This is a genomic window from Aquabacterium sp., from assembly GCF_050725395.1.
Classification (GTDB): domain Bacteria; phylum Pseudomonadota; class Gammaproteobacteria; order Burkholderiales; family Burkholderiaceae_C; genus Aquabacterium.
Map to the genome: position 1 here is coordinate 76076 of NZ_JBOHHL010000015.1, position 26890 is coordinate 102965.

Consider the following 26890-nt stretch of genomic DNA (forward strand, 5'->3'; position numbering starts at 1 on the left):
TATCGGCAGCAAAACGGGAGGCATATGTCAGTAACGAAGGCAGAGATGTTTGGTCTGGGCAACATGTACGTTGCCTACCGGAAGGCCAAGGCGGAAGCGTTCTATGAGAACACCCACTTTCACGCCCTTGCATTTACTAAGTATGAGCAGACGCTAGACCAAAACCTTCGAAGGCTTCGAGATCGATTAATAGCTCGCAAACCGGATTGGCAGGCCGACCTGGATTTTCTTGGCGATCACGCGTACCTACCTAAGTCGGTCGACTGCAGTGCATGGGAGACCAATAGCGATGGGCACTTTCGAGCACTGGATCCTCGGCAGGATTGGCAGCACAGATTTACTGAGTCTGGGAAGCGCGCCCGCGCAACCCTTCGGTTAGTGATAAGACCTACAGTGGATTTTCAAGTTGTTTCAGCGTTGTGGATTATCTTCGTTGGGCAACTCTTCGATGCATCGCTTGATCGCAAAACCACGTTTGGCAACCGACTTCGGCGAGCCTATAGCGCGCCTAGTGACGAAAGAATCGGTTCACCCGGGGTCAACCTCTCAACCCTTGGCTTGTTCGCACCCTATTTCTCGGCCTATCGTGAATGGAGAGAGGGCGGACTGTCGTCGATGGACAAATCGCTTGAGGATGGTGAAAGCATCTTGGCGATCACGATGGACATCGAAAAGTTCTATCACCGGGTCTCACCGAAATTCCTGTTGAGGCCTGCATTCCTGAAGTCGATGCACCTCAAGCTGTCTTCAGTAGAAAGGCGATTTACCGAACAACTGCTCGCTGCCATGGATGTTTGGTATAGAAGCACTCCAGATTTTAAAATCCGGCCTGAAGGGGCAATCCCAGTTGGACTATCGGCCTCAAAAATCATAGCAAATGTCATTTTGGCTGATTTCGATCGGGCAGTTGTCGCGAAGCTGCAGCCCATTTACTACGGCAGATATGTAGACGACATATTTTTGGTGTTGAAAGCGGAAGGTGAGGAGTACGGCGCCCAACGCGTTACAGGACGAATAGCCTCTAGTCTGAACCCACTGATCAAGGTGAAGAAAAGCAATGCTGGTCCTGACTCACTCACTCTTCACTTGCCATACGCCAAGGACTCTGAGCTTGTATTTGCGGGGCCAAAACAAAAGATTTTTGCGCTCTCCTCTGCACATGGCTCGGATCTCGTGCATCACATCCGAGATCAGATACGACAGCAGTCTAGCGAATACAGACTGTTGCCAGCGGTCCCTGAAACCGGAATAGCGATGGCATCCCGGGCGCTCTTAGCCACGCCCAACGCAGCTTTGCAGGCTGATGCGCTGCGAAAAGCTGACGTCGTTTCAGTACGTAGACTGGGCTTCTCTCTTTTGCTGAGTGATATTGAGACCTACGCGGCGGACCTTAGCCCACGCTCATGGCAATCGATTCGAGATGAGTTTTACGGTTTGGTCAACCGCCATGTGGTGACACCTGTCGGCTTCTTTGAGTTCATTGGCTATATACCCCGCGTATTCGGCCTGATGTTGAGTTGTGGGGACACGCGAGAAGCAAAACAATTGGTTGCTGCGCTTTTGGCGATCTCGGAACTCCTTCAAAAAACTACGACGCTGGGGGACGCCAGCAACAAAGAAGCTTTTCAACTTTGTCTTCAGCAATACGGCTTGGCATTGTTGCAAGCTGGGGTGCAAGCAGCGACGCTTCGGTCTGTGGAGTTGAGCCCTGGATACTTGGGCGCACTGCGAAAGGTGAAAAAACTTGGTCATGGAATTCGAGTCCCATCGACCATTGCTGCGCTTGAAATTTTGGTGAAGCAAGTGCTGCTGGCCGATTGGGGGCGGCGAGCCTACAAGGACTATTGGTTTCAAGCTCAACGAAGCAATGAGCTTGGTCCCAAAGTGCCCAGAGAGATGGAAGTCCGGCGGCAGCTGAGGTTGGGCGCCATACGTCGTTTTCGCCGAGAAGCCGCGGATTTGAAGATTCCCCATTGGCCAGCACTTGCCTTCCCCACACGGGCTCTTCGTGTTGATGAAATTGGTTTAGTAGCTCCTGCCGTCTTGTCTGATCCCTTTCTGTTTCGGAGCGTGATCAAGTTCCTTCGCGGTGCTGAGGTGGTCTCTAAGGGGACGCTGGGATTTGCTGTGAATGATTCCAGATTGTCCCCTGCGCATTTCATTGTCTCGGGCAACCCAAGGAAGCGGATTCGCATTGCCGTGACAAGCTTGGAAACAACTGAGGCGCAATGGGAAGCAGCCGCACATGGCAGGCAAGATCGGTCAGCTAGCCGTTACGTCGCGTTTAATGGCCTGATCAATCGCGTCCTGAAGGACCCCAAACCACCCGACTACATAGTCATGCCAGAGTTGAGCATTCCGTTGCGATGGGCGTTACGAGCTGCGCGCAAGCTTGCGACCAATGGGGTCTCACTACTAGCGGGAGTTGAATACCACCGTGATCGAACTACCCAAAAGCTGCGCAACGATTGCCTTGTCTCATTAACCACATGGTGGCCAGGCTATGCAAGTAGCGTAGTCCTTCTACAGCCGAAGTTTGAAGCAGCGCATGGCGAACGCTTGGCACTTACGAAGCTGCTTGGTAAAAAAGGAGAGCTCTTCAAGCCAACTGGAATGAAGGCGAAGCCAACGCTATATGGTCATAGAGGCTTCTTCTTCTCCACGCTCATCTGTAGTGATCTGACAAACATTTCTCACCGCCATGAGCTTAGAGGTGAAGTTGACGCGCTTTTCGCGCTGGAGTGGAATCCTGACACGAAGACCTTTGCATCATTGGTTGAGTCGACCGCTAATGACTTACATGTCTTTGTCATACAGGCAAACAACAGAAAGTATGGTGACAGTCGGATCCGAGCTCCCGCAAGGCAAGACTACGCGAGAGATGTCGTACAGGTAAAGGGAGGCGTTAGCGACTATTACGTAGTCGGCGAAATCGACTACGAGCAGCTTCGAATGGAGCAGCGCCGCAAGGTTAAAAATCCACAGTTCAAGCCAGCGCCAATTGGATACCGGATGTCGAGGTCAAGGTCGAGGTCAAAGAAATAATTGACTGCTCCAGTGTAGAGATCATGGGCTCCTCGCTGGATCGACAAGATTCAAGGGGGCAATTGACTCAGCGGCGATGTCTGTGGGGTAGATGCTTGAACCCTGCTTAGCACAGAGGCGGTCAACCCCATAACCATTGCAGCAGATGATCTGTCGTATCGAATGATGTTTTCCTTGGCGTCATGATGATGGGCTGGGTGCGTATAGTTCATGAGCGCCTGACGTATAACAAGTTCCCGGTGACTGAGGCTTAGCTCCTTGTCTTTTCCGTTTTTGAAGGCCTTCATCGCCCCCACAAGATCGTTGCCGGAGGCTTGAATCGCCTCAAGTGCTTTGCGACATACAGCAACTGCTTCGTCGTAATGTCCCCGAATGAGGTGCTCATTCGCCTGCTGCAAATAGCGAGCAGAAGCAAGCGCCGATGCGTCTTCTGATGCTGGAAGAGGGACCTCGAACAGCAATGCATGGCCATAGCCACATTGCTTAAGAGCGTCAATCCAATCTGATTGACTGATCCGACAATCAACGGTCTCTTGTAAAGGTGTTACGTCTTGCTCTTTCCAGATCTCGCCTTGCAACCGAAGTCTAAGTGTGACGCCCCGGCCTGTCCTTAGCAGCTCAATCTTCTCCATGGCGCTGCCGCTTAACGTCAGCGTGTAGTACATCCAACTTTCAGCACCGTATGCATAGACCTTGAACGGGATGGTCAACTCTGGAAATGCATGGGCGAGATGGAGCTCTTCGTTCTCGATTTTGGCGGAAACGAAGGCAAGTGACAGCCGAACAATAGGGGGGGTCGCATCGTGGGTCCATCCAACAGTGTTGAACGCGATGCTTAGCTTAAATCTATAGCCATCCGCAACAGGCTCACCAGATATTCCCGAGAAACGCCCGTCCGCAATGATTTTCCCGCCGTTCCAACAGATCGTCATATAGCACTTCCAATCTCACCAAACTTCGCCGCGTCAACGAGGCCCAGCCGCCGCAGCTCTTCGAGAATGATGGGACTCAGCGGAGCTTTAGCCGGGTCCAACTCTTTCAGGAGGTTGCGCGCACCCTCAGCGCTCAGCACTTCGCCAGGATTGGCAAGGGCCTCTAGAGCCGCGGCCGCAATCCGCGACAGCCCCAGCTCGACGTAAGCGGTTCCAGCTTCTGTCGACACCCCTAGCTCCAGGGCCAAGGCGAAAGGGAAGACATCCTTCACCCTATCCTCGTTTCCTGTCTCACGTAGAGCCAGAAGAAGGATGTCGCGATAGGCCTTACCCAACTGCACAAACTGGAAGCGAACGACGTCTTCGATAAGTGTGAACGCCTCATAAATGTGCTGGTTGACCGTCTTCGGTTTCGGCGGTTCCTTGCCCTCGGCGCTCGCTACTTTGGCCTTCCTTTCTTCTGTTTTTCTCCGCCGGTCCGCCCAGAGCTTCAACATCACGGGGTAAGGCATGCCCTTCATCCACCAGACCGCCAATGGAGCCGCGAGCATGCCAAACTTCATAGACTGGCCGTTGACCTGTTCCACAATGCGCCCGAACAATTTTTCGTAGTGCTCTTTGGGGGCCGCTGATGGCTTGACTGGGATGAGCGATTCAATTGCGCCTTCATTGATCTTGACAACAAGGTAGTCGTAAAGTCGACGAAGCCCAAACGGGTCAATTGTCCAGTTCTCCGCAAGGATGTGGTCAGGCAGGTCGATTTTGGCGTAGGCCGTCTCGGCAGCTGCCACCAGCGCGTCCACAACGGTTGGCTCTGATGCTGGCATAACGCGCGCGAGATAAGGCTTGACGTCCTTTCGGGCCACGTGAGCAACCAGAAGCCCTGCGCACGCCCGAATGCGGAATGTCTCAGGCTTGCTGACTTCTTCGGGAGGAAGCACACCATCAAGCAGCGCCTGCGTGACCTGCGCGCCGTTCCTCTTGAGAGTCTCAGCCAAAGCAGGCTTGACGTGAAACGGTACGAACTCGTCCATGGGCTTGGTATCCCACTCTTCATAGTTCAAGAGGAATACGTTGCCCACAATGTCGTGGTTGAGGCGACCGGCTCGGCCTGCGAAGTTCCAAAGCAGCGCTGGCTCCAGCGGCTTGCCGGAGCCTCGCGTAGGCGTGTCAATGAAAACGTTTCGGGCCGGCAGATTTACGCCCTGTGCAAGCGTCGTCGTGCAGACAAGGTACTTGATGCCCCCTTCATCTTGCTTAAACGAGGTCTCGATGGCTTCACGCAGCAGGCTGGGCATGCGCCCGTAGTGATACGCGACTCCTTGGCGGACCATCGACACTAGTTGGTACTCAGGATGGACATGATCTTCTATGAACTTGGCTAATTCTTCAAGGGACGCGTCTCGAAGTTCACCTTGTTTTGCCTTGAGCATGCCTTCCAGCAGCGCAGCGGTCTTTTCAGCCTCGCGAGCGCCCGTCTCATAGAGTAGAGATCCGTCGTTGCCGCCTAGTTCTACCGCTACAGTGGCCAGGCGGGTGCCCTTGCTCGAAAGAGAGCGTTCAACGCGCACTGCTCCTAGAGGCTTGCGCACGCCATTGCGTCCCATCAGAGCCATCTCTAGCTGAAAGGGCTTTCCATGCATCTTGCTCAAGACGATGCGGTTTTGCTGAACGGGCGAGAGCTTTGTGGACAGCGGAATCAAATCGGTCACTCCGAATGACCTAGCCACGGCCGGCATGCCCTCCGCACCAGGAGCCAGCAGAATGACCTTGGTCTTCGATGAGGCCAGGGCCAGGCGTTCCAGACAGTCTTGAAGAATCATGCCGCGTGCGTCGTCCGCAATGTTCTGGGCCTCATCTACTACTACGACATCGAACGACAAGCTGTCCGATGCCACGGCGAGCAGAGCGCTGAGCCGCTCCTGTGTCAGAACGAAGATCTGCTTGGGTCGCTCAAGTTGATCAAGTGAGGGGACCGCAGAAATGCGGATGTCTGTACGTCCCTTGAAGCGGGCCTGTAACTTGGCCTGGACCTCTGAAAGCAGTGCGCGGGTTGGAGTTACGTAAACAGCTCCAAATGCTGGGGTGGCGTCAGCCAAGCGGCAAATGTGTTCAAGAACCAGGAACGACTTGCCCGCAGATGTTGGGGCGGTGATGACCTGCGAGGCCTTTGCTGGCAGATTTTTCCAGACGTGGCGCTGGTAGGCGGTGAGAGCGATGGTCTCGTTGCCGATCTTCACGCTGCTCATGCGTTCGGAAATTTTGCGGTTGATGAGCCCCAGCAGGGTGTCGTCGCCTTTGCCGATGTGAAATTCTGCGAACCTGAGACTGGGGAAGTTGCCAAGCTCACCGAGCAGGCCAAAAGCGCGTTCGCGCACCTGCCCGTCGCCGCACACAAGCAGAGACTGGATGGCAATCTCTTGCGCCTGGCGGTGCAGGCCTTCGTCGTCTGTTTGAACGAAGACCTCTGCACAGTAAAGCAACTTGGCCAAATCGTCGTCGCTAACGCGCTCTGTCTCCGGCGCCTTGACCAAGGTTTTGGCGACACCCGCAACTTGGAGGGAGGCAAGCATTGCCCAATAGTTCTCGTTGTCTGTGAAGCGCTTCGATAGCTCAAGTGCAAATGAGCTCATGCCTTGACCACCTTGGGAACATAGCCCATGACGTCATAAAAGAGCTTGCGCAATTCGTCGATGTCTGGGGTAACTATGAAATAGACGAGGCACTTGTTTGGGTCGGCTCCCTGCTTGGTAAGGTGCTTCAATGCAGATTGCTGATGATGGTCAAGTTGCTTGGCATAAGCAGCGGCAAGTTCCCGTTCATGGAATCCGGGCTTTTGCCCCTTACTGACTGGCGGCAGGCTCTTAAAAAGCTTGTCGTCTGAATATAGTACGACGCCAACGTAGCGCTCCCTTTTCGGCACCTCATCCGGCGAAGCCATGATGTCGAAGTGACGTAAGGCGACCTCTCGGCTCTTCGCATTCAGAGTGTCGAAGTTACCTAGGTCTCTGACAATGGAGTATTCAAGCTTATATTGCTTCTTGTTCGAGGCAAAATCTGCAACGGACTCGGCGAAGTCAGCAGCGCCACCATTTGCCGTTTGGTTAAGTTTGGACTCAAGAAAGTAGACCGTCAGCCAACCATCCTCAACCACCGCGTGAATTCCATCAAGACCATGCACCGGCATATTGTTGTTGGTCTTCAGGGACATTTTTGCGGCAAGCTGCGCCGCGCCAAGCTGTTCGATGGCAATGCAGTAGGCAAGCAGCTCGCCAATCTCGCTGGCTCGCTGTGGATATTTCGCGGTGAACTCAATAAAGGCATCTCGGGTCGCTTCTGCGACCAGGAGCGACACGCTTAGATCGCCAGGCTCCAATTCGGCGATCTGCTCATCGAACTCAAGACGTCGCTTGCGAGAAAGTGCGTAGTTAGCAGCCCGACCCCACAAGTAGCGCGCGAGGCTTTGCACGTTCGCCAAGTCCTCTCGTAGGCGAACATGCATCAGCGTCGTTGTAGGTAGCGATGGATCCTGAGACGAAACTGCCACGGCCGCGTACTTTGAAAGCTCGACCTTGTCTTTCAGAGAAACCAAGTCAGCTTCCAGCTGTTCCAGTCCTTCGTTGGACTCTTCCATCCGTGCTCCCTTCCCTTGTGATAGGGCTTTTATCTAGTACCGATTGTTACTTAATTTCAGGGTCACTGACCTAGGGAAGGCAGCAAGGTTTCGCACGGTCAGGAAATGCTGTCCGCAAGGTGTTCTTCTGCACCGGCCTATGGCCTGCCGATACTAGGTACCGCAGGCAAATTTGCAAACAGCCCGCTGCTCGTTAGTTTGCAAACTTAGCCATTCGGGCTAAACGCCAACGATATGCCATAGGCGGCAAGAGCCACCACAGCGCTGCCAGCAGCGCCTCCAAGCGCCGAGTAAAGGAAGAGACGGTTCCGCTCACGATCTAGAAGCGTTCGTAACCTGCCTACCGCGACGTGAGCGGCCTGTGTGGCCTCGGTGATTTTTGTGCCTGCCGCATCGACCACTGTCTTTGCTTCCCGCGCCACAAGTCCGCTGATTGCCGCAGCAACCTGAGGCGCAACGGCATCGAGCCTGCCGTGTACAGTTGACAACAGCCGGTCGACATCTTTGCGGTATGAGTCCTTGAGTGTCTGCATGCGCGACGCCGCAGTTTCGAGTTCATCGAGCGCCTTGGAGGTCCGCCCCTCCGTCTCTTTCAGGTATTCAAGGGCGTCGGCAAGGGAAGCTGCCAGATTTCTTATCCGGTCTTGCTGACGCTTCAGTTCTGTGTCTTCGTCCATCGCTGTCCTCTGTCTGTTTGATGTATTTGAGTTTCACCGTCCCATGCCTTTGGAACGAACCAGCTTGTGCTCTAGACTTTTTTCTGCTGTTGGCAAACCCCGGTCCTGTCGCTGTGCCATGTGTCGCTGACGTGCTGCATCCTTGAGTATCTGGGCGACTACCAGCTCACGCTGTTGTTGCAGCTGCAAGCATTGCATTCGTGTCTTGCCCAGATCGGCCAAGTCGTCGAGCACGGCGTACATCAGTCCACCATCACCTCCCACAGTGACGAGCAGGCCTGTCGCTGATCGGTGGTCCCCGTTGGCCCGCCAGGTCAACATCACATCCTGGATGTACTCATTAACCAACTGGTCACTCACCGCGGGCTTGCTGCCAAGGGCCTCATCTACAAGGCTGTCTACGAAGCTTTTCAGAGGCAGTGAGGCCGCATCTCTATCGAACATGTCGAGGTAGGGCTTGGCCTCGAACTTGAATTCGGCCGATGCAGGCGCCGTTTCCACGTACCAATGGACTTGCCTCGACGTTGTAGGCCAGTGGGGAGATGCCTTGATCGCTTCGCGCAGAAGATCCAGCTTCGTGGTTTCCTTCTTGTGATTGCCCTTCCGCTTGAACTCAAGCAAGCGTGTCACGCCAGGAAACGTCAGCATCACATCCCCTAGCAACCCGTCATAAGAGGTTTGCTGGAGGAGGTTCACGGCCCCAACTGGCGCTGCACTGCCAGCGCGGGCGCCTACGCCAAGCCCCAACGCGTAGAGGAAGTTGCCAATGGTGATGTTTTCTTGAGGATCTACCACTAAGCCCCGCATTACTTGTTTGTAGCGGTTCGACCGCTTCCCAGCAGTATGCCGCGCCAAAAGGGCCGTAATAGTCTGATCGATCCCCGTCTTTGGTCTCCTAAGAAACAAGGCTTAAATGAACAATGCGATCTGCCTGCTTCGCCTGTGAGGGACTTTTGCCATCAGTAAAAGCAGTTCCTTCGGTCGGTGTTTGCGCAACCATTCATAGGGCGTCTTGCAATGCAAGAAGACATCAGTGCGGGTGCATAGCGGATTTTCGTCCATATAGATCTGAATGCTCACTTTGGAACGATTGAACCGTTCGTCCAGTGACTGTTCTGAGCGGAGCAGCTTGAGGGTAGTTCCAGATTGTTTGAGCCTCTTGCGAAGACTGAGTAGTGTGGTGCCTAGTTGTTCCGCCGCTTGTACTACGGTCGTGACACCCGTCAATAGTTCGTTGACGTCGGCGGGTAATTTGTCCAGCGCTGTGCCCCATATTCGACCTTGTCCGCTTGCATCCCAGTGAGGTTGACTCACCGGAGTTTGCAGCCTGCGGACAGTGGAGAGCTGATCTTCGTGCGAGAACAATGCGTGCCAAAGGACCAGCCATTTGAGTGGATGGTCTACACGCCGATCACGAAGAAGATCGTGGATCCATTCACCACCAGCGAGCTTGTTTTCAGGTCCTTGGCTGCGAGCGAGCCATGTGACGATCGGCATGCTCTTGAACCAGCGCGCCAATTGCATTCGATCAACGGGGTGACTCCATGAGGTCACGCCCTGTTCACGGAAACCATTGAGCGCAAGTTGGCGGACTGAGTCCATGTCCAAAGCCTCACTCCTCGCGACGTGCTCGGCTAGTTTGGACAGATGGATCAAGGCCATGAGCTCGGCTTCACTCACCGATGGCGGCGGCATCGACTGCGAGCACAATGTTGGGAGTTCCCATGCTGATCTCTTCGGACTCACTTTACAAAGTGGCCTGCCGTGTTCCGCGCACACCCAGCTTCCAAGCCACTGGTGTGAAACCCGCCATCGGGACAGCCCCAAATTTGATCGATCTTCGTCAATGCATGTGGTGCAGTAGCGCAGCTGACTGGCTGAATCCAGGCTACTTGCTGCCATACCGAACTGCGCGCGCCAGCCGATTCCTTTGCCGCAGTTGATTTTCTCCTTAACCGCAGCCAGCATGCTGGGGGACAGGAACGGAAGATACAGACCAATGGCCGTTCTCTCGCGAAGCAAATCATGCACATTTCCCAGCGTGCCTCCTGTGACGTTCACGAAGTGATGAAGATTTCGCGGCGCATCTCGTTCTCGACATGCGTGCTCTGCATCGAAAAGAAGGGCGCCGGTTTCACGTGCAGAGCCGTTGCCATGGATAGCATGAAACCTTGCTGCCCACGAGTAGAGCGTCTCATCCAAATGCCAGCTTGGAATAAATCCAATTGAAGTCGCCATGAACTTCTCGATCAAACGGGATCCAAGCCTGCTGCGCTCGCAAGGCTCCGCACCATTCCGTCTTGAAATTGCCTGGCTTTTAACTCAGCGGGCGAGAGCCTATCGGCGGGTGAAGGGTTCTGTTTGGTTGCTCTTGGCTTTCTGGGTGCAGCTTTTTGCCCCACTTTCCTTTGCAAAGGTTTCTTCGTCGCTGCGCTTGATGCCTCAGGGGCAGAGTCTTCGTCGTGAAGCAATGCTGGGCTCCACAACCGTCGAAAGTAGTCCCATGGGATGTCGTCAAAACGTTGAAGTGCTCGCCAGTCCCTGGTGCAAAACGCTTCGATCCGGGGTTTCAACGCGATCATCTTTTCGCTGGTTTGATACACATGGTCGACCATCGGTGCGGTGATCTGAGTGGCGCCCGTGCGAAGTGCAAAATCTTGAACTTCACGTCGTAGGCGACAGAGGTAGCGAGGTACTCCTGCTGTCCTTCGCCAGATGAAGCCTGAAAGAGTTTGATCCAATGGCTCATCTGATACAGGCATGTACTCGGCATCTGCTTGATCAAGCAATGTGGGATGCCAAAGGTTCGGCAACCAATCTTCGGTCCACGCTTCTGAGGCAGGATCCATCAGAGGGTCAAGATGGAACCATCCGCCTTCCGAGAACCGATCCACATCTTGAGAGAACGCAGCCAGCTTCTCAAAAGCAAGCGGATTGCCAATCAAGACGGTGGGAATGCCCCAGTTCAAAAGTCTCAAAAAAAAGGCAATGAAATCTCGGCTGAATGCAGACTGGCTCAGGTTCCTCTCTTGTGCCTCTTCGATGATCAAGAGTCCGCAGCGATGAACTGACAGGAGGTGCAGGAACACCACGAGCAGCTTTTCAATAGTCCATCTCGGAGATGAATACTGCTTCACGTAGTCGGTGTTCAGAATTCTGTCCAACTCGAACAAGGCATTTTGAAGCAGCCCACCGCGCGAGCCATCCGAGGGCATATGGATTTTCAGCCAGACCAATTGCTTCAGGTGAGTCCAGCCGCATTCTGGATTCAGACCATGCTCTATGACTTGTGGAAGCAAGCTTAAAGAGCGATCCACCACCTGAGACTTGCCCGTCCCCGTAATGCCTTCGATTACCATTCCCGACGCAAATGAGGGCCACCATTCGAGCTCACGCAGCTCACTTCCTTTAAGCTGCCCTGTTTTGTAGATGTTGGCTCGCGCCGTGGCCTGACGCGGATCGCGTTGGGCCAATCCATCGTGGACCATCCGTTGGAGAGACTCGGCGATGGCAAGAGTCTTGGTCGTCGGAATGAATATCTTCCTGTATTCATCAATCAACCATCGACGCTGGGATGACGCGATGGCCTTCACGTTCTCCGGTGTAATGGGCCGATACCGCAAGGACTTTGCAAGTTGCGCCAACGACATCTTTGGTGGCAGGGCAGCTATTAGCGGATTGGTTGTAATGCGGGCCAGAGACAGCTGCAAAGGATTTGTGGGGTGATCGTTCATCGAATTCTGGCGGTTGGTATTGGTTTAGAGTTCACGCAAGGCGCGGATGACGTCTTGATAGCCCAATGCCATTGGCTGTGATTGCGCAATGGGTTGAGTGAAAGAAGTCTCGGCAGGCGCCTTGTTCGCCTGAGGGGGCGACGTGCGCTTTGGCGGCCGTGGAAGCCCAGTCATTGCGGATCTTTCGACAGCGGTGTTGTCTCGCTTATCGCGCCTTTGTTCAGTCTTGGTTGGCTTTACACCTTGGGCCTTGATCTCCGCAGTGCGCTCCCGATTAGCTTCTTTAGTCGCATGTTTGATGGAAGCAATCCGGTCCACGCTCTCTCGCGTCTTTTCAACAAGGCCAAGATATCCATGCAGACGGTCATCCCGACTTACCGCAATCCAGTCCAGCAGCGTCATTTTGAACATGTCAGGATCTTGTGTTTTAAGGTGCAGGCATTTCAGTCCACCCAAATTGACCCAAACCTTGGACAGATCGGACGGGTTCAGGTGGGCTTCCAGTTGCCACACCTTGCTATGTGCCCGATCAAGCATTCCGGATCGTTGCAACCAATCGCTGCTGAATATCAGCATGGGAATGATGCGTTTGCCGCTGGATGTCGGGTCGTACAGCTTTAGTCCACCAGAGCCTAAGCACCCTTTCAGGAGCGGCAAGCATTGAATTCGCAGTGCAGCCAGGTCGGTAGGGGCCGACGTCATGTATCCGTTGGCCGTCATCCACTCAACGACACCGCGTCGCGTGGGCTCAACCTCGTCCTGGCGCATCTCGATGGTCGGTAGTGCAATACGCTCAACATTGTTGTGATGGAGGACATGCTTGATGAGTTGGGGCATGTACTCGAAAAAATTGAGGCGAGCCAATGACGCCCTATCAGGCTCGCCTCTCCGGGCGCGTCTCCCCATCGTTGATCCTGGCATCAGGTGATCAATGTTTCTTTGCGTGCTTCGGTGCTTAGATTCTTGCGGCGCTTTATTGATGGAGTCATAGGCAGATCCGTAGCTGGCACCACTCTGCATGGACTCCAGAGTGCGCATTACCAGCTGTCCTTTTCCCTCCCCGTTATCCATAAGAATTTGTCGGAATGTCATGGACAACCAGTCTCGGGATTTGATCGTGATTCCGTGCCTTGCGCAGTACTCGACCTTGTCTTCAGCCGCGTGGAGGAGGGCCATCAGCGCCGTCATGGCGCTTGGGTTTTCGAAGCCTACGTGGTGGCCAAAGATGTAATCAGTGGCGGCCCCCATGACGTCAGTACGCCATGGTGAACTTAGAACCTTAAGTCGCGATGCACATGAGACCATGGTCTGGTCACAACTGGTGCTATCAAGGAACGCTTCCCCATTTGCGGTCAGGTACCTGTCTTTGGTCTTTCCTTGTCTTCGCATGAATTCGCGCTTGGCCGCAGTCTCTCCCTTCTCTATTGCATTGGCCGACAAAGCGTCGGGCGCGCGTGTTCCCCAATATTCGAATTGCTTGGCAGTGAACTTCTCAGCGCGAGGCTCCAGGGTGACAACTGCTGTCACACCGTTCCATCTAACTGACTTGCAGAACCACTCTTCAAGTGTCTTTTGAAAAGCTGTTCGAACAGACACACCCGGCTTCTTGAATTTTTTCCAACCTTTCTCGAAGATCTGCCGGTCTTGCTTATTACAGTTCAAGCCGCTGAGATCAGGTCGTTCAGTTCCAAACTCTGTAGGGCGCCCTGTCTTGGTCTTGCTAAATTTCTGCTTGTTGGGGTTCCCACAGTTTGCATACCCAGGCAGTAGGCCATTGCGAAGGCCCAGTGCCAGCAAGTACGCATTGAGCGCCCTTTGCACTTGAGAGCAGCCCTTCAGGTTGAGTTCCTTCGATCGCTTAGCCGGCCAGCCCGGAAGTATTGGGTCCATGAGAATCTGTTCAATGGATCGCTCATGGACGAACGGCCTGATCAGTTGGTAGGCCTTGGCTCTTCTCAGAACCCATTTCCTGAGGGCGCGCCTGGAGGTTCGCTGTAGACCGCATGTCAAGTTCTGCTTTAGCTGTTCCGATGTCAACAGCCAATGCGAAGGCGTATCAAACTCCACAACGCTGAATTTACCTGCTTGAACTTGGCTTTGTAGGTTTGAAAGATTGCTGTGCACGGGCCTTTGAACATAGTTTTTTTGATGTCCAAGCTTGTTCTTGCCTGGCACCCGCGAGACCACAACCAGGTCCGCTCGGATGTCAAGATGGATGACGCGTCCGTACAGTCCGGGCTCTTTCGAAGTCCGATGTTCGCGTAGAGCGCACCCGATGAAGATGTCATTCATGAACTACTCCTAGGTACTGCGCCTTCAATGAATGGATAACGCGCATGCCGCCGCGTTTGATCCGGGAGCGCATCTGAATACGTCGGGTTAGGTCGATGTCGATCAGATGCAGCCACGCGCTCATACGAAAGAAGAGGTGGGAACAATCGCGACTGAGCCCGATTTGGCGGCCTGCGGCGATTGAAGACTCCGAGACACAGCGGTGATCTGAGTACTCATCAAAGTAGGCAGCAAAGTCCGCTAGTCTGGCTGTTTGCTGATGCGAGCGAAGTTCGCTTTCGAGAGGACGTATCCATAGCAGTTGCTTGATTAGTTCGGCATCAAAGTTGGTGCCGCACTCGTGGATATGCATTGCTCCAACTGATGCGCAGTACAAGCGGTCCAGTTCAATGCGTTCCTGCGCCCGCTCGCTTTGTTCCGTGATTTGCTTGGGCTTGCAGCTCACGCCAACCAGTTTCCAGCGTAGCGCACGACGGACTCTGAACATTAAATCGATTGATGCGACATAGGGGACGGTGGTGCCAACAAAGCAGCCATGTTCTATGCCGGCCCGTCGGGCAATGTCTATTAGACCCATAGCTTCGGTTGGATGCGCTTCCGATTCGCCTTCTATTCCACAGTCAGGGTGCGCATGATCGAACGGCCAAAGTGGGAGGCACTCTCTAAGCTCTGATGCGCCGGCGTAGCTCACCAGTAATGCTGTGTGGAATTCAAGTTTGCTTAGGAAGTGGTGATTGCGCGCGTGAATGCCGACGCTGTCAAAAACTTGATGGCTGGTCGGTGAAGAGAAGTTCCTGCGGATGCGAAGCCACGGACGAAATGCCTCCCCACGGCCTTGGCCGTACCCCGAGCGGATGGCGCGTTCAACAGCGCTGAGTTTGCATTTGGTGTACGCAGTCGGTTGGAGTTTTGCGGATGACGTTTGGTCGTCTTCCAGCAGATAGAGGTATGGAGCGCTATAACCGCTTTCCACCACGGCAGAGTTTGCTCGTGGACGGTCAAGTTGATCAACTGGCATGGCTAGTCCTCCGGCAGCGTTAGGTGCTGTTGGATACGTTTTGGGATGACGCAGCCGCTCGTCACAGCGATGCTGCGACCGTCGGATGCATTGATTAGCTAGGGGGCGTTCTATTCAGAACGAGTTGCGTTGAACTTTCGCATTGCTTTCTCCTGATCGTGTCCGCGAGCCGATCGACGAGGCCGTCAACCGAGGAAGACTCCATGTGTGCAGCGGCACATCACGTGCGCTGCAAGAGGAGTGAATGGGCGGCAACAGTCGCCGCACCGATCAACATCGGATGGCGCGGTCTTGACGACTGTGTGTGGGAAATGCAAAATGCGAACCGAAGTAGCCACTTCATGTTCGACAAGAAACGGCCCGCAGCTCTTACTGCGGGCCGTTTCGCTTTCCCAGCCTCAAGATTCGTTGGCTAGGTCATGTGAGGAACTCCTTTGTCATATGGATTTGCGTTCATAACAATTTGAATCCCATCGGGTTGTTTGTCCAGCAGCCGGGAGATCACGATGCAAAAGCCGTTGATCGTGATTTCCACACCCGTAGAGTTAACCGCGTAATTTGGCCGTGCATTTGCTTCATTTCTCCGAAGTCGCAGCCACTGCTTCCAACTGCTTCTCGCGCGTTCCGCCATGGCCACCAAGGTAAGCGCTTCCTGGGTATCGAGTTTTAACGCGATGCATACCCGTTCAACGAAGCTTTGACCAGGCGCAGGTCTATGCATACGCTCGACAGCGCTCAAGTACGGAGGCTTTATGTTTAACCGCCTTGCCAGATCAGATTGAGCGACGCCTCTCACATTGCGCAGTCTGCGCAGCTCTTGAGCAAATGCGGCGCAGTCTCGTTTTGGTTCGGTCGAAGCTGAGGGGGCGGTCATGGGTTTGAAGGGATGGCTGTGAGCAATGCTTCTTTGGTATTGTTAAGCAAACCATCTGAGCTAACAAGGCAAGCAATTAACCTTGGGCGTGCCGCTGCACTCAAGCCGTTGCCCGACCCATCGCAGGAAATCTCTGTGAAATGGGAGTTAACGCAGGCAGGGCCGATAGTTGGGGCCGCAGAGGGGATGGCCAGAATCACTTTTCTAACAACCGGTTTTGACAGGCCCAAAAACAATGCCCGAAAAAACAGAGGGTTATTTAGGGCCGCTACACCGTGACCAGCTACCGGATCAGTCCAGCATCGGACGCTGGTGCCAGGCCGCTGGAGGCCTTTCGAGCGACTCGCTCGGATTGACGCCCAGCGCTTCAGCCAATCGCAGGATGTTGTCGTCCAATACACCGCGAGACGGCATGTTGAGTCAAACGTTGGGAGCGCTGAACGATGCGTCACTGGCGAGGTTGGTCAAAACCTCATGCCGCGAGTCAGTGACCTTGGAGTTCAATGTGAAGCTCGCAGGTGTCTAGCTGGCCAAGGCGATCCATTGCCCGAAAGCCTCGACTTTTCTACAATGAGTGCGCCAAGTTCAGTCGGCAGCCAAGCTAGAAGATTGGTCCTCAAGGAGTTCCAGGATGTCCGCTAATGATTCGACCCCCCGCGACCCCGTCAAGCAAACTGGCGTGATTGCCGACCTCTCCAAGGAAGTCTGCGAATCCCAGCACCTGACTGAGTTGACCGAGCGCTTTGATCAACGGCTTGCATCGCTCAATGCGCCTCAGGCCCATCGCGCGCTCAATGCTTTCATGGACGAACCGGCGGTGCTAGATGGTCAATTGCGTGCGGGTGCTGGCTACTGAAAAATTCGGCCAGATGGCAAAGAGCTCAGCGCCCATTATTTGCCCGTTGTCTAAGCTACTTGCGTCAGATCGTCAGCACCCGCTGACCCTGTGGCGGAAGGTTTCTCCAATAGTGCTGACGGTGCCACTCCAAGCGTTTCAGCTAGCCTGACTATGTTCAGAAGGGCGATGTTGCGTTGCCCTCTCTCAACACCGCCGAGGTAGCTTCGAGCGACCCCGCTTTCCAGCGCAAGTCGTTCCTGGGACCAGCCCTTGGCTTTGCGCAACTCGCTCAGGCGCATTCCAAATTGCTTACGTGGATCCAGTGACATCGCGCCCCTCTAAAAGGGTTGCGATCCTAGGAGTACACGTCCTAACAGGCTACGCTTTATAAGTGCACGCTATATAAGTTCACTCTCTATGAGTGACAAATGCAGCCGGCCGACTGTAAGATTGTCACCCATAGAGGTTAGTGACGCTGGAGGCACGATTTTGGGCGCGGGTAGCATCGAATCACTTGCGAAAGTAAACGCCGGCCAGGAAGCAGGGCGAGTGGAACTCTCGGAATGCATCGCAGAGAGCTACCGCCAAGGCTTCGATGAGGGGCAGGTGGTCGGCTGGAATCGAGCTGTTGAGCTCTCCAACTTGCGCATTGAGGAGCAAGTGGCCCGCACACGACAGCACATCCAAGAAAAAGAACACATTCGGGCGCTGCTGACCAAGGAGCGGCAGGAGGTCGTTTGGCAGGGCGCCCGCATCAAGCAACTTGAGGCGTCTATTGCCGACATGCAGCTCGCTGTCGGAAATCTCGCGAGCCATGTAGCTAACGGACGAGCGGGGCCACCATCATGAGCTTGGATGGTGGCTACATGGGGTCGCTCGACCATGCCCTGGCCAACTTGCACGTTGGTCGTAACCAGGGTCTTGCGGAAGGCATTGCCGAAGGTCGGGCGCTTGGGCAGGATGAAGGCTACCAGGCCGGTTTCAGCGAAGGCTGGGGACGAGCTGCAGCAGAAGGCAATCGCCTGCTCCGAGAACAGTTCTTGACGAGCCAAACGGTGGCACAGGAAAACGCTCACCTTCGCCAGCTCGTCAAGCACCAGGCAGAGTCGATGGCGGCGCTCAAAGCTCGGCTAGCCCACTGCGAGCAAGATCTTCAGCGGATGACTGGACGAACGCGCGAGGGTATGTGGCAGCACAACCGTGCGGTCGTGTGTATGAATGCCATGAGAGGAGTATTGCAGGAGATATTTTCTCTGCGAGATGGTTCCTCCATTGCCGCTCGGGATGCCTTTGTAAGGTTCTACAAAGCGAATGTCAGTAAGGCCCTTGCGGATGGCACCATCGAGCTTGCGCCGCATGAAGATGAGACGTTCAAACAAGCTCTCCCCAAAACCGTTAAGTTCATTGATGATCAGCTAAGTCCTTAATGCTCCTCAGGACCGGTTCTGACGGGTATCAAGCATGACGCTACCGAAAAAGGAAACCCCCGAGAAACGTGGACCACCAGCGGGCCAGGTCAAGCAGCTTACGTCCTGTGAAGTCGACAGTCTTCGAGAGGAGGCGAAGCGGGATGGCGCCTGGGCGAAGCTTCGACTTGGTCAACGCGAGATGCAGTCAGGGTCACCGATGCATTCCTCCGGTGAATTTCCCAAGGGATAGCCAGGATGCTAAACATAGGGCGACGTGTAAATGAAGCCGACATCGCTGGCGCTTGGATTCGGTATTCAGGATCCCTTATGGCGCAATGGATGCAGCTGCCAAGAACATAAGGGGCAACTTTCTTGAACAATTGTTGGCCGAGCTGGAAGAATGATCGGCTGTACCGGTCAAAACTCTTCGCGCGATTGCGAGCGATGTCAGGTTAAGGCTGTGAGCGGCCGTTCAAGCTGCCCCCGTCTGCGAGCTGCTCTCGACCCGAAGCAGCCAATCAGCGGTCGCCGCGCGGATTGCCAGTGAATTCCATGGCGAGCCAGTCCCAGGACACGCCCGCGTCGCGGTTGCGCTGCTGCAATGATTCGGCTCTCGCGTGACGAATAGTGTGTAAGCCAAGTAGCGCAGCTATCGCTATCGTGCGTTCCACTGATACCGCAAAGGTTGGTCGACTCGGGTCACCTGGGCCGTTCCGGACGGAAATGATCACCCTGGCACTGGGCTTCAACATCCGGGAGATGTTCGACAACGCTTCTTCGTGCAAGTCGTCGCGCAAGTGCTGCCATACGGCCGATAGAAGGACCAAGTCGAACTGCCTTGCCTTCGCTCTTGCCCGTGCCAGCGAGGGCAGGATGTCGTTCAGCCATTCGATGCGGTCGGACGGATGCAGTCGCTCACCCGCGCGCCGCAGTGGCTCGACAGGTTCGATCGCAAGGACTCGGTGCCCCTTCGCAGCGAGCCAAGCCGCGTCGACGCCAGAGCCCGCGCCGATGTCGACGACATTGCACTGCCACCTGGGAATGAGGTCGGCGACGGCCCGGTACTTGTCGGCGGGGGAAACCGCCTCGTAGCGCGCGATCAGTGCGACTGCATCGCGCTGATACCCGGACAAGATTGCGGCCGTGGACTCGGGAAGCTCCATCTCATGGAGTATGTCTGCTTCTGGCATGTCTCGGTCGCCAAGTTCTGCGGCGAAATGGTCCGCTTCCGCTGCACACCTGCCTGTCTCCAATGCGTCTCGGCTCCAGGCTAATGTGAGCCATTCGAATCAGAGGCCGCCGGATGGTTGCAATCTCCAAGACTCGGCATTTAAGGATGTCTGCAGCCCTTGTCGGCGACCACCCTGATCCGGGCCCTTTACGACGATTCGCCGGGCCTCCAGGCAAAATACAGATGATAGGGGCGAGCTTGGCGTCAGGCATGCCGGAAAGCCCACCTTGAAGAATGGAGCAGCATCAATGGCACTGACGAAGAAGGGGGAGTTCTGGTACGGGACGACGTCTGGCGACACCCAAGCCGAGTTGCGCAGCTACAGCGCTGCGAATCGCCATGAAGCCGTCCGGTTTGCCGCGTCCAAATGCGATTGCGGGTGCCGGACCTTCGCGCTGCAAACCGATGAAGAAGCCGGCGTGGCAATCCGCACCTGCACCGATTGTGGGCAGGAACACCTGATGGGCGACAGCGCGGACTACGTCGAAGAAGCCGTGCCCGAGGCGCACGAGTGTGTGTGCGAGAACGAGGTGTTCGAGCTGATGTCCGGCGTCTCCGTGTACGAGGGCACACATGACGTGCGCTGGTACTACATCGCTTGCCACTGCGTGGAATGCAATCTCGTCGGGGTCTTCGCAGACTGGAAGTGTGAAGCGGGTGATGCGGCGGCCTTCCTCGCCAAGGTATGAGCGGCCGAACCCCGGCGGACTTCAGCATCAGGCCGATTTGAGTCATTCCAGCGCCGGCGTCCGAACGACAGCTTTCATGAACTACGGTCATTTAATGGTCGGCACCTCAGCTGTCAAAAATGCACAGCAGAGTTAACGGACGGGCAACCTTCCGCTACGACGAGGAGAAGGGGAAGCTTTTGTCCGATCCGCACGAGATCGTCTTTAACTGGATCGGGCTGTCGGAATCGATCCAGGGAGCGCCAGGCTTCGACTGGCAACTGAAGGTTTAAAGGAACCGAGCGCGGGCACGATGCCGACTCATGCCCGATAGTTGCGGCCTTGTCGGCACCACCAGGGCAGCCGTCCTAACTTCCCCCTGGTGGCCGAACAGTCGTATGGTGAGGACGCTTAACCTCGAGGTGGCCAGTGTGGTATCGGTCGCCTCGAGAAGCTGAATGCCTTCTTAAACGTCACGACTCAGAACTGCAGAAAACAACTATCCGATGACCAACATCTTTACCTTGCCGCAGACCGACGAGATCAATCGCGTGATAAGAGAAGTGTTCGAACTCGATCCCGTGGACATGGTCATAGGGACCGAAGTCCTGTATCGCTCCAACGACCCAGAAGTGTATGACCAGCTCCGGGCTGAATTTGAGGCGAGTTTACAGGGGCGGATTGATGAAACATCGATTCGCAAGCGCACGTTCTTTGGACCAAACTTAGCAGTCTTCCTGGAAACTGCCTACCCTCGCAGTGAAGTTGCGGGGTTGAGTGCACATTCCGCCTTCTACTATCCCATTTGCACACTCGAAGAAATTGCTAGCATCGAAAGGCCAACAAGTGCCGCACATCACCTACTGAAAATACGAGCAGAGGAAATTTCGGAGAGCACTCGGCTAAATCGCTTGTTCCTGCGGCGGCGAGAAAAAGTTGGAGCTGCCTGGTCGTTGACATCGCACTTCGATACGCACTCGTTTGAAGAGTACCTCTTCAGTCTCCCGGACGCTCTGAGAGCGCAATGCAAGCGAGTGGAAGCCGGCTTCGCATTCTTGCTAGATCCAAACGCAGCATGTATTCGATCACCTCATGGCGACATCATCGTAGTCTCGGAGACGTTGGGCGAATATCTCTTCTTCATGAATCTGTTCCTCATGACGCAGGGCCAATCCATTCCACCTGAAGACACTTCTGCCGCACTCTTTATCGCTATCAGGACAATGATGAGTACAGAGTCTCCTGACTTTGACTTGGATCCTCGGGGGGATCCTCCAGAGCCTTTGAACTCGCACTGTAGGGCGATGGTGCGCGAGCAACTTCAGTTCGTCATCGGACACGAGTACGCGCACCATACCTTGGGGCATATGGGTGCACGACAGCATGTGACTTTGGCGCATGAAGTTTTTCCAGGAAAGCTTGGATCAAGCGAGCAGGTGTATTCGCGTAGTCAGCAACAAGAGTTCGAGGCGGATCGGGCGGCACTTCTCGATCCGGATCTTTCAGACGGTCAGCTAGCCATTAGACTTGGTGCAGTCTCGTATTTTTTCTTCGGACTCGAACTTTGGCAGACGGTGAGGGATTTCATAGCTCCTCCCGTACGCCCGAGCACACACACCCCGGCTCGCGACAGGTTGGTAAGACTGCGGGATGCAGTGCTTGGCGCTCGGACCATTGATCCAGAGCGAGTTGGAGACGATGAAGCGACTCGCAGCAACTTCGACCATTTGGATCGGATTAAAGATTCACTGCGCAATAGGGTGCTTCCACTGGAAATTGAGGCGATTGAACGATATGGTTCAACTTACCTCCCTTCGTATCGACGTAAGGTTCTTTATGATCGGATCGATTATTGAGCCCGGTGCACGCCGACCTGCTGTCATTCGCGTCGCTCTAGCTGAAGGACGGCTATCGCTGCGAGGGGGCTTCTCAGCGCAACGGAGTAAGCCGCCAGCCTGGCATCGGACAAGGAGGATCGCCTCCCCTGGTCCTTTTGATTTGATCCTGTAGACTTATCGAGAGTCATCAGCATCTTGCATGCGCGCTTTGAGAAACCTTCCCCGCCTATCCGCCAAGTCACTCCGATCGATGAGCTTGCCGGTGAACTCGAAGTTCTGGTCGATACGAACGATCAGCAATTGCTCGAAGTCGCCTTGACTCTTGACGATCACCTGGTCACCGGTTTTCTCGGGAGAGATGGTCTTCACCTCGACGAGCTTACCGTCGATGGTGCCGTCGGATCCGGCCTGGTGGGATCCATGGCGGCGCAAGCCAAACTTGATCTCCGCGTAAATCTCACCGAGTTCGCCCCACACTTGCAGGTACCTACCCGTGTTCGTGAAGTGACGCTCAGCGCAGTCGACCAGAACCTCGAAGATTTCGGCCTGTTCGACGACCGAGAACGGGAAGCCATCCCGGCTCTTGAACGGCTCCCGCAGCTTCAGCGATTTGGCGGGGTCCGGCGACTGGCCTTTCAGTTCTTCGTCAACCCACTGCCTACTGAGGTAAGCCTCTTCCCATGGCGCATAGCCGACGCCAGCTGCAAGCGATGTCGTCGGCGCTGCAGCCTCGATCGTGCATCTCATGCAAAAAATCCCAGTCGCTCATTGCGCTCTCCATTTTCGTCGATATCGCACCGCCCTAGCTACAGATACCCAGTGTGCAAAAGCTGCATCGTCCGGTCTCCGTAGGCTTTCAGTTCGGCATCAGTTACCTCAGTTCGGGGTACTGCGCCACTTGTGTCGTGATGGAAAGCACCTGCGAAGTCATTCAGCTCGTGAAGCCCGGCAAGGCTTCCCTGGAGCAACGCCAGAGGGCTATCGGCCGGCGCATCTTTGATGACCTGTAGAACGCTGCCCACGGTAACCCCCTCAGCAATACGACCGGGAAAGCGTCGGTGCAGGTGCCCCTCCAAAAGAGGCCGCAGCCCTTGGGCGACTGCCAGCGGCTTCTCCGAAGGCTTCGCAATAAGGAAGTCATCTAGCGCACGGTAGTGCTTGTAGAAATCGGTTGCGCATGCCTCGTCCATGTCGAACCCATTCTTCAGCTCTGAGTAGCCATCGACAGCGCGCACAGCCTCAAGCAGGACAGGGGTGCAGATGACCTTCCCCGTGAGCCGCCGGAACACGTCCCGCAGAAAGAAAGCATCGTGTGCCAGAACAATCAGCTGTTCAACGCTGCGAGCCAATTGCGTTATCGCGTCAACCGTTTGTGCGCGGCGATGCTTGTCAAGGCTTGTGAACAGGTCGTCGACCACAATGACTTTGTTTCCATGGTCTGGGTCGTCGAACAGCTTGGCCAAGAAGAAGGCCAATGCCAAGGTTCTCTTGTCGCCATCGCTCAACGCGGTCTGAAAGCAAGGGATGTTCGCCTTCTTCCCAGCCGGAATCGTCTGTCCGCGAACCGACAGCCCATACTCCGTACGAGGCGTTCCGGTACTGCCAACGTAGGTGGGCTTCAACTTGACGACAGTGAAGTCAGCGCCGAACTTCGCTAGCCAGTTGTTGATGCTTTTCTGAAATTTGTCGAGCACGCTCGCCATGAGCGCGTCCAACTCTTCGCGAGCGGTCTTCTTGGTTGCTTCAGCTTTGCGTCTGTCGGCGTCTGCCTGCTGTCTTTCGTCGACTAGCGCCACGACCTCGGGAGTAAACCGAGTCTTGTTCAACTTTGCGGATGCGAGCTGTGATTGCAGCAAGTCCAACTTTTCTGCGGCTAAGCCAGCCTTGTAGGCTGCGATTGTGTCGTTGGCCGTGACCACTTCGGCGTTGTAGGCTGTGACAACTTGAAAAGCAGCATTCAGCTCTGCTTCCGCATCGATCAAGATGGCAGAGTCAGCCGCCTGCAACGGGGCCTGCTTCTTCTGCTGGACCAGAGCATCAACCTTCTTCATGGCAGAGGCCACAGTCTGGCGGGCCCGCTCAATATCCAATGCCGTCAACAGTAGCTTCAGCTGGCCGCCCCAACCGTTGATGCGCTCGCGATTAGTAGCGTCGACCCCTTCGTATGAGGTCAGGCCAGCCAGGGATACGGCCGCACTCGCCGTCAGCGCCAGGTCTCGAACCTCCGCCGTCAACTCAACGTATGCTTGGTTGAAGTAGGTCTGATACGCCGCAATCAACGGGACGCCTTCCGCGGGCTGACTACAGAACGGGCAGTTGCGATCGGACATCAATCGAAGGCCCGTAGCCAACCAACCTTCTGGTTCGGTTTCTGGGACGCTCTCAAGATGGGCAACATGCGCCTTTACCGCCCGCTCCGCCTCAGCATGCACATCTTGCAGCGACCGTGACAAGATGGCTTTAAACTTGCTGAAGTCGAAGCTCGGAACTGCCAGAGACGACAAGGAAGCCCTAGCAGCAATAGCGCCGGCATCCTTCGCAGCCGCAATGCGGTTCTCCAGGTTCGCGATGGTTTCGTCGACCTTTCCGTCTTGGACAAGCTTATGGAACACGGCAAACAGCGTCGTCCCCATGTATCCCTTGAGCTGGTCTTCAGCGGTGGTCCGACGCTTGGTGGCCGCAGTCTGGTCCTCGCCTGCCGTATCCACCTCCTGCTTTTTCTTCACAGCTGCTGTGCCCAGAGCAAACTCCAGCAGCGCTTCGTGATGGGCTGTCTGTACCTCTGATCCAGCGTAGACGTTCCGCTCGATAAAGTGCTGGTCGAACACGACGATGTCGGGCACAGCAACTGACCACTTCGCACCGTCGAACTGAGCATTGACAGAGGTACCGCTGACGGTACACCTCACCGCAATTTTTTGGGCTCCGCCACCAAAGGTGCGACGCGCAGCCAACGGGCCAACGTCGCCGGAACTCAACGAGGCCAAGGCGGCGGAAATCGTAGACTTGCCTCGGCCGTTCTCGGCGTATAGCAAGGTCACACGGCCGAACTCGGCAGCCTTAGGTGTGCCGTGGCGAAACACACCCAGATTGTCCAGCGTGATAATTTTGTTAAGCATGACCATCCCTACCCAAGCCCTGAAATTACGCCCTATCTAGTAGGGCGGAGCCTATTGGCGAGGGTCTTCATTTGCTACTCCAATATTGTTCATCATAGCTTGCTGACTAGCGGCCTCTCGATGCCTCAAAAACGCTCAGACTTGCGCTCGTGAAGTGTCCTTCGCGCTCTTCAGCCACCCTCTCAGTTGCGCTCTTTAAGTGGTTGCCTCATCCGTTTCGGTGCACGGATCCAGTTCACACAAGAGTGTGATGCGGCGGATTGCAGTTATTTCGGCCGTAGAGATGGACTGAGGCGCAGCCTTTTGTTGACATTGCACCGCCGGACGGCAGGTGTGCAGCGACAGCAGCCCCTTGCGGACTGACAGCTGTTAGACCGCAATCGCTTCGTAGCTGTCACTCATGTCGCGAGCTTCTTGAGTTCAGCCCCCGAGATCACCGTGGGCGCCGGCCACCACTACCTTGTAGCCGTTGGGATCTTGCAGCCACACCTCGCGGTGTTGCGCGTTTTGATTGACGAGCGGCCCCTCGAGCACAGTGGCGCCGCTCTGCCCAATGCGGGCCAGCGCTTCGTCGAAGTGGTCGGTCTTGAACCACAGCAGCACGCCATTGCCGTAAGGCTGTTGCGCTGGCTGGCCCAAGTGCGGGTGGTGGTGTGCGTCCCAATGGTGAAGCTGCATCACCATGCGTTCACCGTCCATCAGCATTTCGTATTCAAGGCCGCCATGGCCGCTTTGCAGACCCAGTGTGGCCTGGTACCAGCGGCTGGTGGCGGGCACGTCATGTACAACGATCAGGGGTTGGGGTGTCATGATGATTCGCTCCTGTGGCCTGCTTCGTTCTCTTGCAACAGGCGCAGCGTTTCGAGGTCTGGCTGCCCCTCGAAGAACACAGCCAGGGCTTCAGAGAAGATCGGCACATCGGGCGCGGCCTTGTCGAACAAGGTCAGGCACGAGCGGAACTTGAGAGCGTCGACCCCACCCAAAATGGCGTGGGCCGGTGTGCCGGCGTGGGCAAGCATGGCCTCGACGCATTCGTTCAGTCGAGGGGCCAGCAGGGCATGGGCTTGGTAGGCCTGGGCTTCCGCCAAGCCTTGCAACCCGTATGTCCGCGCCATCTCACTTTGCCCGAGTCCCCGCAGTTGCGGCAGGATGAACCACATCCAGTGAGACTGCTTCCTTCCACGCTTGAGTTCGGCGAGCGCGGTAACGTAAATGGGCACTTGTGCTCGGACAAAGCGCTCCAGATCAAATCCGGCATGTGGTGTGGTCATGATCGTTCCCAGTGAAACCCGACAACAACAAGCTGCCGCGCTTTATTTTCCGTTTTCTGAGACGACCCCTGGCAAAAAGTCGGTGAGAGGTTCGAACAGCAAGCCCCCGGTGCGGTGATGGCGCACCTAGCGTTGGACACGACCCTGCCGGCCAGTTGGATCGATGACATGTTCCAGGCCCATCTGCGCTGGGCATGACCGGCCTGTCGCTGCTGGACGGCGCGCCCGAGGTCTACATGGTCGACGTGATGACCGGTACTGAGCGCCAGGCCGGCTGAAGCCTTCTTCGCGGCGGGCCCGTCAAGCCGGC

The 26890-nt window shown here is 55.5% G+C and carries 24 protein-coding genes; 6 read left to right on the forward strand and 18 right to left on the reverse strand.

From position 1 onward, the window contains the following. The first annotated feature begins 45 nt into the window (after positions 1-45). Positions 46-3045 carry an RNA-directed DNA polymerase gene (locus ACREB4_RS11440; protein ID WP_431588345.1) on the forward strand — a complete coding sequence of 1000 codons (3000 nt, stop codon included), beginning with the start codon at positions 46-48 and terminating at the stop codon, positions 3043-3045. A gap of 50 nt (positions 3046-3095) precedes the next feature. Here the strand turns inward: ACREB4_RS11440 and ACREB4_RS11445 are convergent, their stop codons facing one another. From ACREB4_RS11445 to ACREB4_RS11495, 11 genes are all read right to left on the reverse strand, one after another. Next, entirely contained in the window at positions 3096-3977 is an 882-nt protein-coding gene (locus ACREB4_RS11445) for a hypothetical protein (protein WP_431588346.1), read from the reverse strand. After that, on the reverse strand, positions 3974-6610 hold the full coding sequence (locus ACREB4_RS11450; protein WP_431588347.1) for a DEAD/DEAH box helicase: 2637 nt from the start codon (positions 6608-6610) through the stop codon (positions 3974-3976). Before ACREB4_RS11450 ends, ACREB4_RS11445 begins: the two co-directional genes overlap by 4 nt. After that, positions 6607-7611 (reverse strand): HamA C-terminal domain-containing protein, encoded by a 1005-nt coding sequence (locus ACREB4_RS11455; RefSeq protein WP_431588348.1) that lies wholly within the window; start codon positions 7609-7611, stop codon positions 6607-6609. The genes ACREB4_RS11450 and ACREB4_RS11455 overlap by 4 nt, the downstream gene beginning before the upstream one ends. Before the next feature lie 206 nt (positions 7612-7817). Further along, complete coding sequence (locus tag ACREB4_RS11460) at positions 7818-8288, reverse strand: hypothetical protein (RefSeq protein ID WP_431588349.1); 471 nt, start codon at positions 8286-8288, stop codon at positions 7818-7820. Positions 8289-8321: 33 nt separating this feature from the next. Then, positions 8322-8984 carry a hypothetical protein gene (locus ACREB4_RS11465; RefSeq protein WP_431588350.1) on the reverse strand — a complete coding sequence of 221 codons (663 nt, stop codon included), beginning with the start codon at positions 8982-8984 and terminating at the stop codon, positions 8322-8324. Between the two features lie 213 nt (positions 8985-9197). After that, complete coding sequence (locus ACREB4_RS11470; protein WP_431588351.1) at positions 9198-10526, reverse strand: TniQ family protein; 1329 nt, start codon at positions 10524-10526, stop codon at positions 9198-9200. An 11-nt stretch (positions 10527-10537) separates the two neighbouring features. Beyond that, positions 10538-12022 (reverse strand): ATP-binding protein, encoded by a 1485-nt coding sequence (locus ACREB4_RS11475; protein WP_431588352.1) that lies wholly within the window; start codon positions 12020-12022, stop codon positions 10538-10540. A 24-nt stretch (positions 12023-12046) separates the two neighbouring features. Beyond that, positions 12047-14314 (reverse strand): hypothetical protein, encoded by a 2268-nt coding sequence (locus ACREB4_RS11480; protein ID WP_431588353.1) that lies wholly within the window; start codon positions 14312-14314, stop codon positions 12047-12049. Next, a complete protein-coding gene (locus ACREB4_RS11485) occupies positions 14307-15332 on the reverse strand; it encodes a hypothetical protein (protein WP_431588354.1) in 1026 nt (341 codons plus the stop codon). The genes ACREB4_RS11480 and ACREB4_RS11485 overlap by 8 nt, the downstream gene beginning before the upstream one ends. A 412-nt stretch (positions 15333-15744) precedes the next feature. Beyond that, positions 15745-16206 carry a helix-turn-helix domain-containing protein gene (locus tag ACREB4_RS11490; protein ID WP_431588355.1) on the reverse strand — a complete coding sequence of 154 codons (462 nt, stop codon included), beginning with the start codon at positions 16204-16206 and terminating at the stop codon, positions 15745-15747. Positions 16207-16497: 291 nt separating this feature from the next. After that, a complete protein-coding gene (locus ACREB4_RS11495; protein WP_431588356.1) occupies positions 16498-16620 on the reverse strand; it encodes a hypothetical protein in 123 nt (40 codons plus the stop codon). 217 nt (positions 16621-16837) lie between these two features. Here ACREB4_RS11495 and ACREB4_RS11500 point away from each other — a divergent pair, with 217 nt between their 5' ends. After that, positions 16838-17062, forward strand: a complete 225-nt coding sequence (locus ACREB4_RS11500) for a hypothetical protein (RefSeq protein WP_431588357.1) — start codon at positions 16838-16840, stop codon at positions 17060-17062. 50 nt (positions 17063-17112) lie between these two features. Here the strand turns inward: ACREB4_RS11500 and ACREB4_RS11505 are convergent, their stop codons facing one another. Next, entirely contained in the window at positions 17113-17373 is a 261-nt protein-coding gene (locus ACREB4_RS11505) for a helix-turn-helix domain-containing protein (protein WP_431588358.1), read from the reverse strand. A 220-nt stretch (positions 17374-17593) separates the two neighbouring features. Here ACREB4_RS11505 and ACREB4_RS11510 point away from each other — a divergent pair, with 220 nt between their 5' ends. Next, positions 17594-17893 (forward strand): hypothetical protein, encoded by a 300-nt coding sequence (locus ACREB4_RS11510; RefSeq protein WP_431588359.1) that lies wholly within the window; start codon positions 17594-17596, stop codon positions 17891-17893. Further along, positions 17890-18471, forward strand: coding sequence for a hypothetical protein (locus ACREB4_RS11515; protein WP_431588360.1), 582 nt, complete (start codon positions 17890-17892; stop codon positions 18469-18471). Before ACREB4_RS11510 ends, ACREB4_RS11515 begins: the two co-directional genes overlap by 4 nt. A gap of 500 nt (positions 18472-18971) precedes the next feature. On the opposite strand, the gene ACREB4_RS11520 is transcribed toward ACREB4_RS11515, so the two are convergent. Beyond that, positions 18972-19643, reverse strand: coding sequence for a class I SAM-dependent methyltransferase (locus ACREB4_RS11520; protein ID WP_431588361.1), 672 nt, complete (start codon positions 19641-19643; stop codon positions 18972-18974). A gap of 289 nt (positions 19644-19932) precedes the next feature. On the opposite strand from ACREB4_RS11520, the gene ACREB4_RS11525 reads away from it, so the two are divergent. Continuing rightward, positions 19933-20373, forward strand: a complete 441-nt coding sequence (locus tag ACREB4_RS11525) for a hypothetical protein (protein WP_230178021.1) — start codon at positions 19933-19935, stop codon at positions 20371-20373. A gap of 485 nt (positions 20374-20858) precedes the next feature. Further along, a complete protein-coding gene (locus tag ACREB4_RS11530) occupies positions 20859-22208 on the forward strand; it encodes a hypothetical protein (protein ID WP_431588362.1) in 1350 nt (449 codons plus the stop codon). A 156-nt stretch (positions 22209-22364) separates the two neighbouring features. On the opposite strand, the gene ACREB4_RS11535 is transcribed toward ACREB4_RS11530, so the two are convergent. From ACREB4_RS11535 to ACREB4_RS11555, 5 genes are all read right to left on the reverse strand, one after another. Continuing rightward, complete coding sequence (locus tag ACREB4_RS11535) at positions 22365-22937, reverse strand: DUF6998 domain-containing protein (protein ID WP_431588363.1); 573 nt, start codon at positions 22935-22937, stop codon at positions 22365-22367. Between the two features lie 59 nt (positions 22938-22996). Further along, positions 22997-25315: an AAA family ATPase gene (locus ACREB4_RS11540; protein ID WP_431588364.1), complete on the reverse strand. Its 2319-nt coding sequence runs from the start codon at positions 25313-25315 to the stop codon at positions 22997-22999. A 414-nt stretch (positions 25316-25729) separates the two neighbouring features. Beyond that, complete coding sequence (locus ACREB4_RS11545) at positions 25730-26119, reverse strand: VOC family protein (RefSeq protein WP_431588365.1); 390 nt, start codon at positions 26117-26119, stop codon at positions 25730-25732. Beyond that, positions 26116-26580 carry a DUF1810 domain-containing protein gene (locus ACREB4_RS11550; protein WP_431588366.1) on the reverse strand — a complete coding sequence of 155 codons (465 nt, stop codon included), beginning with the start codon at positions 26578-26580 and terminating at the stop codon, positions 26116-26118. Before ACREB4_RS11550 ends, ACREB4_RS11545 begins: the two co-directional genes overlap by 4 nt. Further along, positions 26577-26890 (reverse strand): hypothetical protein (locus ACREB4_RS11555; RefSeq protein ID WP_431588367.1); only part of this gene is annotated, 314 nt, incomplete at its 5' end. The genes ACREB4_RS11555 and ACREB4_RS11550, both read right to left, overlap by 4 nt.